At 41.0% G+C, this 11,847-nt stretch carries 13 protein-coding genes; 9 read left to right on the top strand and 4 right to left on the bottom strand.

Translation table 11 applies throughout. The features are described from left to right. Positions 1-900: 900 nt before the first annotated feature. A complete protein-coding gene (locus RG963_RS10605; protein ID WP_310576244.1) occupies positions 901-1,857 on the bottom strand; it encodes a glycosyltransferase family 2 protein in 957 nt (318 codons plus the stop codon). 561 nt (positions 1,858-2,418) lie between these two features. Next, on the bottom strand, positions 2,419-3,150 hold the full coding sequence (locus RG963_RS10600) for a sulfite exporter TauE/SafE family protein (RefSeq protein ID WP_310576243.1): 732 nt from the start codon (positions 3,148-3,150) through the stop codon (positions 2,419-2,421). 611 nt (positions 3,151-3,761) lie between these two features. On the opposite strand from RG963_RS10600, the gene RG963_RS10595 reads away from it, so the two are divergent. From RG963_RS10595 to RG963_RS10565, 7 genes are all read left to right on the top strand, one after another. Beyond that, on the top strand, positions 3,762-4,643 hold the full coding sequence (locus RG963_RS10595) for a hypothetical protein (protein ID WP_310576242.1): 882 nt from the start codon (positions 3,762-3,764) through the stop codon (positions 4,641-4,643). After that, on the top strand, positions 4,640-4,957 hold the full coding sequence (locus RG963_RS10590) for a hypothetical protein (RefSeq protein ID WP_310576241.1): 318 nt from the start codon (positions 4,640-4,642) through the stop codon (positions 4,955-4,957). Before RG963_RS10595 ends, RG963_RS10590 begins: the two co-directional genes overlap by 4 nt. Further along, positions 4,954-5,244 carry a hypothetical protein gene (locus RG963_RS10585; RefSeq protein WP_310576240.1) on the top strand — a complete coding sequence of 97 codons (291 nt, stop codon included), beginning with the start codon at positions 4,954-4,956 and terminating at the stop codon, positions 5,242-5,244. The genes RG963_RS10590 and RG963_RS10585 overlap by 4 nt, the downstream gene beginning before the upstream one ends. Positions 5,245-5,538: 294 nt before the next feature. Further along, positions 5,539-5,760, top strand: coding sequence for a heavy-metal-associated domain-containing protein (locus tag RG963_RS10580; protein ID WP_310576239.1), 222 nt, complete (start codon positions 5,539-5,541; stop codon positions 5,758-5,760). A 113-nt stretch (positions 5,761-5,873) separates the two neighbouring features. Next, positions 5,874-6,119 carry a heavy-metal-associated domain-containing protein gene (locus tag RG963_RS10575; RefSeq protein ID WP_310576245.1) on the top strand — a complete coding sequence of 82 codons (246 nt, stop codon included), beginning with the start codon at positions 5,874-5,876 and terminating at the stop codon, positions 6,117-6,119. A 25-nt stretch (positions 6,120-6,144) separates the two neighbouring features. Then, positions 6,145-9,015: a heavy metal translocating P-type ATPase gene (locus RG963_RS10570; RefSeq protein ID WP_310576238.1), complete on the top strand. Its 2,871-nt coding sequence runs from the start codon at positions 6,145-6,147 to the stop codon at positions 9,013-9,015. A 79-nt stretch (positions 9,016-9,094) separates the two neighbouring features. After that, positions 9,095-9,343: a hypothetical protein gene (locus RG963_RS10565; protein WP_310576237.1), complete on the top strand. Its 249-nt coding sequence runs from the start codon at positions 9,095-9,097 to the stop codon at positions 9,341-9,343. Between the two features lie 279 nt (positions 9,344-9,622). On the opposite strand, the gene RG963_RS10560 is transcribed toward RG963_RS10565, so the two are convergent. Further along, positions 9,623-10,174, bottom strand: coding sequence for a hypothetical protein (locus RG963_RS10560; protein ID WP_310576236.1), 552 nt, complete (start codon positions 10,172-10,174; stop codon positions 9,623-9,625). 234 nt (positions 10,175-10,408) lie between these two features. Here RG963_RS10560 and RG963_RS10555 point away from each other — a divergent pair, with 234 nt between their 5' ends. Next, positions 10,409-10,717: a hypothetical protein gene (locus tag RG963_RS10555; RefSeq protein WP_310576235.1), complete on the top strand. Its 309-nt coding sequence runs from the start codon at positions 10,409-10,411 to the stop codon at positions 10,715-10,717. A gap of 135 nt (positions 10,718-10,852) precedes the next feature. Here the strand turns inward: RG963_RS10555 and RG963_RS10550 are convergent, their stop codons facing one another. Further along, positions 10,853-11,017, bottom strand: a complete 165-nt coding sequence (locus tag RG963_RS10550) for a hypothetical protein (RefSeq protein ID WP_310576234.1) — start codon at positions 11,015-11,017, stop codon at positions 10,853-10,855. Between the two features lie 426 nt (positions 11,018-11,443). Between RG963_RS10550 and RG963_RS10545 the strand changes: the two genes are divergently transcribed. Beyond that, entirely contained in the window at positions 11,444-11,677 is a 234-nt protein-coding gene (locus RG963_RS10545) for a hypothetical protein (protein WP_310576233.1), read from the top strand. The last annotated feature ends 170 nt before the right edge of the window (positions 11,678-11,847 follow it).

Here is an 11,847-nt window from a genome sequence, read left to right as displayed (position 1 = left end):
TTTCCGTATTATTTTGTTTACACGCTTCTATTTTTAGATTGATTTATTTAAATTTTATCTATCTGTGATTATATATGTAGATGGCTAGAATGTAGATAAATATGATAGAATAAATTTTTCGTATAATTAATAATTATCTGATATTAGGCAGTGTACCGCAAGTTCTGTAAAATCACAAATCTCAAGAGTTGTTGTGTATAAAATTCCACATCTGAGGAACCAAATTACACCCAGTACACAAAAAATTGACTTCGAATTTGCTGCAAATTCGGTGCACTTCCCAGATTCAAAGACGAACTCGAGGCTGAGATCCAGCCCATAATCAGAGAAGGCAACGACACGATAAACATAGGCGAGGAGAGCCAGAGCATTCTTTCCCTAACAAGCCTCGGGCCTCACCAGGAGACTACCCCTCTTTGCGGCTGTCTATGAAAAAGATGGAGGCTTCGCAGGTATATCAAAGAAAGAGCTGACCATATTCGCAGTTAAAAACTTAAAGGAATCTGACTCCAAAATCCACTCAAGTCGCACTAATTCCGGCAGCAACCCCCAATGAAGAGCAAAGTTTTTTTGCTCCGGAAACTGATAGCTCTATTTTCAAGATTGCAAAAAAATTTATACTCAAAGACCTCCAGCCTCATATTCAAGGAAGAGCATTTCAAGCAGGTATCATAATAAAAACTCACAAAGAATGCTCTACATCATGCTAAGCTTCGCAGGCACCCTCTTGACAGGGCCTGCCATACTAAGGATAAAGAGCTAAAACTCGAAAAGACAGATGGAATAAAAGTTATTAAGTTTTGAGAAATGCATAAATACTGAGGGGCACGAAAAAAACTTAATCAAGATCTATAACCACGGGAAGTACGGAAGGGCTGTGTCCGTGTTTTGATGCTTAACCTACCTTATGTTTCTGATCAAGCTAGTTATCGAATGCAGCAAAATTCCAGTAAAAGCCATAAAAGTTCCAACCAGAGTTAGCATGACCATCAAAATAGTGGGCCCAAAGTACAGACTTCCGCCAAGATAAAAAGTTTGTAAAAAACTGAGGCCAATGTATACCCCGCATATCCCAAAAACGACTCCTGGCAAAGTGAAACAACACAGAGGTTTATTAAATTCTATATCTTTACAGACCTTTACCAAAACACTCAGGCCGTGCTTTACAGGATTTTCTGTTGAGCAGTCAACGTCATACCTTACATCTATTTCTACTTCTTTAATTCTTAACCCTGACCTTCCTGCATCTGCAAGCATTTCACTTTCTATTTCCATGCCCTGAGCATTGAAACGAAAAATATCTTTTGTGGAGGCTGAAAAAGCGCGGAACCCACTCTGAGAATCGGTAATGCTGATGCCAGAGTTAATGATGGTAACCTTGTCCAGAATGGTTTGCCCCAGCCGACGGTAGGCAGGCGTATTTGTGGCATGACCATATAGATAGCGACTGCCGTTTACCAGATCAGCTTCGCCTTTGAGAATAGGGGCAACCAGTTTCGGGATATCTGCAGGGTTGTGCTGCCCGTCCGAATCCATGGTAACTATAATATCTGCACCCTCGGCTGCCTCAAATCCAGTCTTAAAAGCCATTCCCTTTCCTTTATTTGGAGAATGCACAATCACCTCAGCCCCGGCGTTTGCAGCAATCTCAGCCGTTCTGTCCGAACTCCCGTCATCAACAACTATCACCCTGTCAGCATACCGTCTCGCAAGCAAGACAATGCTCCCTATAGACACCTCTTCATTATAAGCCGGAAGAATCACGGTTATATTATGAGAAGCCGTCTGTTTTTCTCTGAAAACCCCCTGCGGCATAAGGAATCTATAACTTTTCCCAATCACCATTTCGGCATCCATTTATATACACACCCCTCGTTAAAAGAATGAACCTCTGGTTTGAAACGCACTGTTTTTTAATTTATGAAATAACAATTCTAAAATTAGTTTAGTGCGACTAATTTAACTGAATTTAGAGATCTCAAAGTATATATACCAATAAAAAAGAATAGATCGGAATAAAAATACTTAACTAAGAGAATTAAAAACTATAATTAAATATAGCTTGACTTCATCACATTTCCTTTTCACATCTACCGAGATTAGTATATTAATATGAGTTTTCAGGATTGTTTTCATAATCAAGAATTTAATTTATTATTCGAAGTACAATATTTAAAAAGTAAATTTCGAGTTTTAGGTCAACGCTGGAATAAATTTGGAAAAATTTGCTTCCAAACATTTTCACGAATCAATACAAAAGTACTGTTCTTTAGCTGTACTTTTAGTGGGGATAACTGTAAATTATGGCATTAGAGAAAGAAAGGAATTACAAGCCTTCGCTGAATAAAGAATAAAGAGGGGGCTATAGAAAAGCCATAACGAACGTGCAAAAACTAGAGAGCAAAGAATGCCATCAAGCTAAGGGAGCAGCACCAGTTTAAGGCCAAATAAAAATATGAAAACTGCCACAAAATTCCTGAATTTTTCCTGGGGTATTTTTTCAATTCCTCTTTTCCCAATCATTACTCCGATTAAAGACAAGGGTATGAAGATCAAAAAACCTGCTAGAATGACAGGCTCAAGCCCAATACCTCCTCTAACATAGGTCGCTATCCTTGTAGAGTCAATCATAAAAGATATGGCGCCAGCAGTTGTGATATAAACGGCCTTCTCCAGGTTAAAAGCGCTCAAGACTACAGCATTTATTTCCCCGCCTATGCCAAAGATACCTGCAAAAAATCCTGTCAGGGCTCCACCGGATACTGCCACAGATAACCTCTGACTCAGTTTGAAAGTTCGGTTGAAGACGATGAAGAGAACATAGACTATAAGGAAAACCCCTAATGTTCTTGAAAGAATTTCGTGGGAAATTCTCAAGGATAAGGACGATCCCAGGAAACTGGTAAAGATCCCGGGAAGGCCGAAAGCAAGAAAAAGCTTCCATCTTATTCCCTCCCGAAATAAGAGTATCTTCCAGATATCATTAAACCAGTGAATTATGCCCACCAGGAGCAGGGTCTGAGGCAGAGGAAGGATAATCAGAAGAACGGGTACCATGACAGTAGATATTCCAAATCCGGCCAGAGTCCCGATTATGCTTGCCAGCAGTGTAAGCAAAGATATAGAGATAATTTCTTCATATACAACCATATTACACAACCATATTTTACTGCATTGTGGAATAAATGTGAATAATGTACTTATTTTTTGTAATATCCAGTGGGTATCTGGAGGGATGCTGGATAAATTATAATGTATCTTTGGAAAAAAACTTTTTTGGAGCAATGTAATATAAGGTGCATGAATAATATTATTATATGAATATTAATTCATGAATATTATTAGATCCCTGTTCGAAAAGACGTTATCCCATTAAGAGAATTCAGATCTTGAAGATCTTTTTAAGAGGCATCTCATGTATCGAGCAGGTTTTGTAGAAAAAGCGGTTTTGATTCTTGCCGTGTTGATAGGACTGATTATCCTTTCATAGCATCCCTGAATGTGATAAGGTTACAGCCATTAACAAAGCTACCAGGCATAGGATAATTGAGAAAGTTCTTCTAACTGGTTACGTCTTCACCTGGCTTCTATTTGGTTTTGGGGCAAGAAAAAAGCCCATTTCCGCTAACTGAAATACCTTAGAAGCTTTGAAAAAAGGGCAACATGGGGGGTTTTAAATTTCTGAAAAATTAAACAGAAGACAAACAATATCGGATATATACATAGGCCTAGTTTTGCTTTTAATTATTGGTGGCATTGCCTTGGCGTATGACAACTGGATAGGCCATGCCCTGATAGCTATCATCAGCCTGATGCTAATTATTTATGTTCTTACAACCGGGGCCATGCTCAGAGGAAGGATAAAGAGAAGCTCAGGAAATATTTTTACGCTTCATAAAAAGGGCGGTATTTACTTTGGAGCTTTCATCCTGGGATTGTTCATCTATGGTTTGTGGATAAGGTTGCAGCACGGAGAATCCATACTATCGTCTGTTCACGGAAAGCTGGGACTGATCATTCTTCTCATCATGATTGTTCAGCTTTTTCTAAGCCTGGTTTTTAAGAATCGAGCAAGGTACCGAGGATTGCATAAAATGATGGGATATGCTCTGGCACCAATCCTGATCATCGATGCCAGCTGGGGCCTGCATAATGGCGTAGTTGGCGGGACAAAGAGCCTGGTTCTCTTGCATTCGATATCTGGAGGCCTATCTGCCCTTGTTCTGGTCTGGATTATTGTAGAGACGCTGTATCCGACAGACAGGTCACTCGCCAGGGCCAGGATAGCAAGTTATCTGGCTGCACTCCTGTTAACCACAGGGTGCTGGATTGTAGGAGGCTACAACTATTTAACGGTCTACGGCTCCCAGGTAAAACCTGTAATCCTGGCAGGGCCGCATCCTTGGGCGCACGAGGTTGTAATGGAGGCAAAAGAACACATTTTCGTCTTTCTTCCCATAATCGCTTTCGCTCTGTCTATTACCCTTTTCGTCCTCGACAGAGACGCTTTTCTGGATGATACTAAGTTGAGGCGCGCCCTGACGATAACTGCCTGCCTGGCACTCTTCATGGTGTTGCTCATGTTCCTGATGGGAGCGGTCATATCCAATGATGGAAAGTCGGGGCTGGGGGCCTTAAAATGAAGGACTCAGCGACTTCCATCGCATCAGCCACAATCACCATATTTTTAATCGGCTGCATCATCATCGCACATGACGTATCAACCGGTTTTAGACAATCATTGGCAGCACTTACGGGCCATCACTGGATCTCAGTGAGCATGATAGCGATTATTTTATTCGTACTCTCCTTGGTGCTTCTTCTGGGCTCGGAGAACGCAAGAAAATCCCTGAAGGTGTACGACGCAAGGCTGTGGTCGACTGCCCTGATGGCCGTGACTCTGATCATGATACTTGGAATCCTCGCAGTGTTAATCGTTCGTTATCTAGCGGATTGATTCATACACAGGACCAAGGTGGATTTGCTGCATTCATAGTTGCGTTGTTTACCGAAATGTACGGTTTTCCTCTTACCATTTACCTGCTCTCAGGCTGGCTGGCAAGTCATTACCCAGGAATCGACCTGTTATCTCATGATACAGGCCGTCTCTGGTACACGCTCCTTGGCCTGAAGGGAGATCCTCATCTTGGCCTGCTTCATCTAGTCAGCAGCATTTTCATCCTAGGAGGTCTCTTTCTACTCACCACTGCTTGGAAGGTGCTTTATGTCGCTCGGAGAGGTTAGCAGACAGCTCGAATCCTTAACATTGCCCTTTTTCTCACTCCTGGCACCAAACCTCGAAAAATTCAAGGCTGCGATCCGGGGAACAGGGCATGAGCCCCTTTTGGAAATTTGTTTTTTCTTTCCCTACTTTCGCTACACTCGCTTAAAGGAACTGATTTACAAATGCAGGTACAACTTTTCCTTGCCGATCTAGCTCTGCGGGCAGCAAAGAATTTGGAGCAGGCCGGACATATATTTATTCAATCCTACAGTATTCCATAAAATTATTATGTTAAATCATTTAGTAAAAATTAGATGGAGGTCGAAACTATAACTAAAGAAACCATAAAAGTTGAAGGCATGTCCTGCGGACACTGTGAAATGAGGGTAAAAAAAGCAGTTGAAGCTGTGGAAGGTGTACGGAAAGCAGAAGTAAACCTTCAAAAAAAGCAGGTAGTCATTGAATACGAAGAAGGAAAGGAAAATCTCGAAAAAGTCAAGGCTGCGATTCGGGAAGCCGGATACGAGCCCGTATGATGGTATAGATCTCAGGCATAGGTTTTAAAGAATTATATACTAAAGGTACAAATTTTTATTATATGGGTGAAGCGCCTGTTTGAAAAAACAGCTGATTCTTTGGGGGTGGACATATCGGGGAAACAACATTAATAATAGATGACATGGTCTGCAGGTACTGTAAAGACATGATTACCAGGCTCGTTACCTCTATCAACGGGGTTTCTCGAGTAAACATAAATATTCCTGACAGGACAATAAATGTAGCCTATGACAGCCGGATAACTGATGCGTATGTCATAAGGATGACCCTGCTTAAGGCTGGTTATAAAAATATAAAAGAGCCCGGAAAAGTTTTGTTAAAAGCCGGGCAGTCCTGAAAAATCTGGATAGGCGGCATATCCGATGGAAGTTACTATAGGAGTATATGGCATGACCTGTGGTCACTGCCAGAAAAGGGTAGCAGATACTATTTCTTCTTTTGAGGGAGTAGAATTCGTTGATGTAGATCTCGAATCCGAACGTGCCACTGTTAGTTTTGACCCTCAAAAAGTTAGTCTGGACGACATAAAGGCAGCTATTCTTAAGGTCGGATACTTAACAGAAAGCGAAAAAGAGGCTAAGCAAGAGGCTCAGGCAGAGATTTCCGACACAACAGAGATCGCAGAGGTAACTTCAGAGGCTGTGGAGAGGGCTTTAAATGAACCAAAGGAATCCGAAGAGGCCCTTCAAACCTGCCCCCTGCCTGGAATATGCGAACTGGCAGAAGAAGAGGAAACGCAAAGCTCAAGCCCGAAAACCGGTATAAAGGAAATCACGCTTGGAGTTTCCGGCATGACCTGTTCAGCCTGTGCCCTGAATATTGAAAAGATATTAAAAAAAAAGGAGGGTGTGGACTCAGTAGCTGTCAATCTGGAGCTCGGAAGAGCAAAGGTAATTTTTGAACCTTCCATTGTCTCTCCTAAGGAAATAGAGGAAGCTATCGAATCCATCGGATATAAAGTAGAGAAGGATAAGGTTACGCTTGATCTTCAGGGCATGAGCTGTGCGTCCTGCGCCGCAAACATTGAGAAGATACTCAATAAAAAAGAAGGCGTGATTTCAGCCTCAGTAAATTTCCCGCTTGAAAAGGCAGTTGTAGAATTTGATTCAGCCCGGATTTCGGTAAGGGAGATTATTGATGCAGTCAAAGGTATTGGCTACGGGGCATCAGTCAGGGCTGAGACTGTGGAGTATGAGGATAGAGAGCAAATGTCCAGGAACTCCGAGATCCAGAGGCAAAGAAATAACCTTATAATTGCTCTTGTGCTGGGAATTCCAATTGGCCTTGGGAACATGAGCATGATGCTTCCTTTTCTGTCTTTCGTGCCTGCGTTCTTTTCCAATCACATAGTTCTTTTTGTACTGTCCACTCTTGTCCTTCTTTTTCCCGGCAGGCAGTTTTTTGTCGGGACCTTTAAGGGTTTCAAGTATGGTGTAACTGATATGAACCTGCTAATTGCGGCAGGGACAGGGTCAGCTTACCTCATCAGCGTGGCAGCAACATTTCTTAACCTGGGCCCCGGATATGACAGCCTTTACTACGACACAGTCGCTTTTCTCATTATTTTCATTGTCCTTGGAAGGTACCTTGAAGCCAGGGCGAGAGGCCGGACATCAGAAGCAATTCGGAAACTCATGGGCCTCAGGGCAAAGACTTCCAGGATCCTTGTAAACGGTATTGAAAAAGAGGTGCCTATCGAAGAAGTGGTTGTTGGCGACATTGTTGTTGTCAGGCCCGGAGAAAAGATCCCTGTTGATGGAGTTGTGGTGGAAGGCGGTTCGGCAGTAGATGAGTCCATGCTTACGGGAGAAAGTATTCCTGTAGAGAAAAGTCCTGGAGATACGGTTATAGGGGCCACCCTGAACAGGACAGGAACTTTTAATTTTCGGGCTACAAAAGTTGGGGCTGACACTGCCCTTGCCCAGATTATCAGGCTTGTGGAAACTGCCCAGACTACAAAAGCTCCCATACAGAGGGTTGCAGATATTTTTGCCGGAAACTTCGTAGTAGCTGTGCATATAATTGCCCTTCTTGCCTTTTTCTTCTGGTTCTTCGTAGGTTACTGGCGCTACGGAGTGGGCGAATCCGTATCTCTCGGAGGGATCAGCCCATTCCTCTTCTCCCTGCTTATCGCCATTACTGTCCTTGTAATCTCATGTCCGTGCGCAGTCGGGCTTGCAACCCCTGCAGCCATTATGGTGGGCACGGGCAAAGGTGCAGAAAACGGAATCCTCATAAAAGGTGGAGAAGCTCTTGAAAGGGCACATAAACTTGATACTATCGTGTTTGACAAAACCGGGACTCTTACGAAAGGCTCTCCAAAACTAACGGATCTTCTTGCCGCTCCGGGTCATGGGGAAAAAGAGGTGCTTTTCATTGCGGCAACGGCTGAAAAAGGATCGGAACACCCTCTCGGGGAAGCTATTGTAAAAGGGGCAGAAGAAAGAGAAATCAGCCCCGGAAAGGCAGAAAATTTCCGTTCTCTTCCAGGGAAAGGAATTGAAGCCTATTTTGAAGAAAAAAGAATTTTGCTCGGCACCCGCAAACTTATGGAAGAAAATAGGATTTCCATTAAGGAAATGGAAACTAAAATGCGAGAGTTTGAAGAAAAAGGGAAGACTGCAATGCTTGTAGCCCTTGAGAACGAAAATATAGGCCTTATCGCAGTTGCCGATACCCTGAAGGAAAACTCAAGGGAGGCGGTTGAGACTCTGAAAAAAATGGGTGTCGAGGTAGTTATGATAACCGGAGACAACGCCCTTACAGCCGGTGCGATTGCAACGGAAGTTGGGATTACCAGAGTACTTGCCGAGGTGCTGCCCGAAGACAAAGCAAATGCAATCAAAAAACTCCAGGAAGAAGGCAAACTCGTCGGAATGGTGGGTGACGGCATTAATGACGCTCCAGCCCTGATCCAGTCCGACGTGGGAATTGCTATGGGAACAGGCACGGATGTTGCAATGGAATCCGCAAAAATCGTGCTTATAAAGAGTGACCCTAGAGACGTGGTTGCAGCCCTTAAACTGAGCCGCCTTACCATTAAAAAGATCAAACAGAACCTTCTCTGGGCGTTTGGGTACAATACAATAGGCATCCCTATTGCCGCAGGGATTCTTTACCCCTTCTTTGACAGGGTCCTGATTACACCCGAACTTGCTGCAGCTTTCATGGCGCTCAGTTCAGTCTCGGTGACTACCAATTCCCTCCTGATGAAAAGAAGCAGGATCAAGTGAATTCAGAGAATCTAAAACTCATGGAAATACAATTTTGAAGCTCAAATTAAAGCAGGTTTGAAAATTAATGGTGAGTTGTATGGCAAAATTCGAATCCACGGAGAACAGGCCCAGAGTAGTGTTTCTATCAAGTATTGCCACCTCGATAGTGCTTGTGAGCCTTTTTCTTTTTGGGGCTCTTTTAATCAATGTATCGCGCGGTGAGACGGCCTATACCCAGGTGGACATGGCTGCAGGCTCAATTTTTGTTTTTGTGATCACCATGATAATTTCACTGTCTCTATGGCCTAAAGTTACGGAAAAGCTTGAAAATAGGGCAAAAGAGTGAGAAGATTTTAAAGTAATCTGTACTACTTTCTCGAAGATAAAAGATACCAAAATAAATATATAAATACGGATTAACTGTCAACGAAAAGAGTATGGAAAAAGGAAATAAAGGCACAATCTTTCTGCACTTTCCGCGTTTTTCGCTGTTATAAAGTTTTGTTTTAGTTATTCCATACTCTTAGTGTTTTTTATGGTTATAAAGTTTGAATTCTAGCGTTTAAAGTGTATTTAATTTGTTAATTGACTATAATTACTAAGATAGTCAAGTCCCGGATTCAACTCAAAATATGACACTATTGGCAGTTCCTTTGAGGTCTATAACTTCATAGAATTGAATTGCTCCCTTAACGAAGCGCCCTCCACCGATAGTTGTTTTATTGGTTGTCCGGATCGCTATAGTCTTAAATTCTTTTGCTGAACCATCGAGGTTAATTGCAGGCACGAGCAAAGTCAGCGTGACTATACGAAGGTCCGTAACAGTCTCTAAGGTCACAGTAACCAGCGTACCTGTCTCCGTATTTTGTGTACGGATTTCATCTCCCATAAAGCTGCGTGCGCCTTTTGAGTCTTTATAGGTGAAAAGAGGTTTGCCTGTGATGCTGCTCGTCGAATAGCTTATTTGTACATCCTTATACTTAGGTCCAACTCCCTGCAGAAAGAATAGATTTGGTTCCTCGTATTGGTATGGACTAATGGATTTTATTTCTGTCTGTTGGCTTGATGAATCCGAAGAAACTGCACCTGCAGACACAACTGTCAATGAAACTATAAAAAGGACTGCCAGTAAAATCCCTGATGTCCGTTCTAGCTTTTCAGATTTTAGATATCTCATTCACTCCCACACTCCTGACTGTTGTTAAATGCTATTAGTTCAGGTACTTTGTATATTTTATAATATGGTCCGACATACTATAATCTCCCCAAACTAGTGAATATAATAAGTAACTTGGGAATAATAAAGATATCTGTGTTTAATTTAGTCAAAAATTCCAAAATTAATCCAAACTAGATTAAAAAAGTCACATGAAGGCAAACAGATAATTTTGATAATCCTGTTAAATCTGTTATGAAGGTAAAATTAAAAGGAAAAAGGAAGCAAAAAGTTCGATTTGCATTATCCAAAACGAAACTTTTTGAAACATCTACTGGTCAAAGGAGGCATATTACAAGTATAAGTGAGAATCTGAAAGGCAATAGTAAGCGTGAGTTCGATTTAGAAAGTGATGCAAGTTATTCTTTTGTTGTACAGCCTGATCCTTTTATACCTTTCATTGTTGAATTTAGTACTATTGAGTATAGATCTCATTCAGATCAACTTTTTCAGTTTGGTTTAGCTCTATTTATATCAGGGCTAGTTATCTATTTTGCAAAATAAAACAGAATTATTTTGAAATTGGTTTAATTTTAGGTTTCTTCAATTATCATATTTTAAACAATGACTCTCAATTATATTATAAAATGAAATGAGAAAAGGGGACTAAGCTCAAACGCCTAAATAATATAATTCATATTATTCTTGCTCTTTGTCTGTCTTATCAGTGCATTTTGCACTGTGCCACTTATTTTTATAGTGACAAATCAAGTAACCTAAGCATAAACCCTTAACAAAACAAATTAAACCGGCGCCCACCATAACACCAATGGCTGTTTTACATATTTTTTTAACTCCGTCCATATGATGCACCTCTAATATTTAATTTTGATTAAGTTTTATTATTTGTTTATATTACCTTAATATTATACCATTTAATGCGTAAGTACATTTTGCTATGCTTAAGATATTGGCTCCGTGTGCCTGTAGGCTGCAACAGATTTACAGGACAGTAAAGCAAAACCTATGCCTGCGGGCAGAACACAGAAATGAAAATATTATAAAAAGGTTTGAGGAATACCACCTTGGATTCTAAGACCATGACTTTTTATTAATTTGATAAAAGAGAGAAATGTCACGGTTATATTCATTAGTTGTAATTTCTGTACTGTGGCAAATCTGCTTAAAATCAAGAGAAGTATGAATACTTTCAGCCTGTTCTTCGTATTTATATAGAACACTCACAATATAATATCTCATGAAAAAATAAAAATTTCATCAGAGATTGGGATGAAAACTGGGTTCAAAACTAAGTCACGAGACGGAGCTTTAATAGGCAAAAAGAAGCGCGAAATCGAAATCGAAGATAGATTTAAAGATAATGATAGAGATAGTCCCGGTGAGGATACAGTTGAAACAATATTTTTACAACACATAGAGCCAACATCAACTTTTCATACTGTTAAATATTCCGAATCAGGTGTGTTAAAGCACATTGATTGTAAGAATTGTGAAAATGGGTGAAGACTTGATTCAGGTCTTCCTGTAGAAGATTACTTTTTAATTGAACACAACTCAGAAGAAAGCTACCTTCACAGCTTCAAAATTCAGTGTTTGAAGTGCAACGCTAAGTTTGAAAACTCATATAAAACTGTCAAATAAATGAAATAATGACAGATACCGATGGATCGAAT

This window comes from Methanosarcina baikalica (assembly GCF_031461075.1).
Lineage (GTDB): Archaea > Halobacteriota > Methanosarcinia > Methanosarcinales > Methanosarcinaceae > Methanosarcina > Methanosarcina baikalica.
This window is presented reverse-complemented; position numbering and strand designations above follow the sequence as displayed.

Coding starts and splice junctions, on each gene's coding strand:
- RG963_RS10605 (WP_310576244.1), bottom strand. CDS start 1,857: ATGGATGCCGAAATGGTGATTGGGAAAAGTTATAGATTCCTTATGCCG.
- RG963_RS10600 (WP_310576243.1), bottom strand. CDS start 3,150: ATGGTTGTATATGAAGAAATTATCTCTATATCTTTGCTTACACTGCTG.
- RG963_RS10590 (WP_310576241.1), top strand. CDS start 4,640: ATGAAGGACTCAGCGACTTCCATCGCATCAGCCACAATCACCATATTT.
- RG963_RS10580 (WP_310576239.1), top strand. CDS start 5,539: ATGGAGGTCGAAACTATAACTAAAGAAACCATAAAAGTTGAAGGCATG.
- RG963_RS10570 (WP_310576238.1), top strand. CDS start 6,145: ATGGAAGTTACTATAGGAGTATATGGCATGACCTGTGGTCACTGCCAG.
- RG963_RS10565 (WP_310576237.1), top strand. CDS start 9,095: ATGGCAAAATTCGAATCCACGGAGAACAGGCCCAGAGTAGTGTTTCTA.
- RG963_RS10560 (WP_310576236.1), bottom strand. CDS start 10,174: ATGAGATATCTAAAATCTGAAAAGCTAGAACGGACATCAGGGATTTTA.
- RG963_RS10555 (WP_310576235.1), top strand. CDS start 10,409: ATGAAGGTAAAATTAAAAGGAAAAAGGAAGCAAAAAGTTCGATTTGCA.
- RG963_RS10550 (WP_310576234.1), bottom strand. CDS start 11,017: ATGGACGGAGTTAAAAAAATATGTAAAACAGCCATTGGTGTTATGGTG.
- RG963_RS10545 (WP_310576233.1), top strand. CDS start 11,444: ATGAAAACTGGGTTCAAAACTAAGTCACGAGACGGAGCTTTAATAGGC.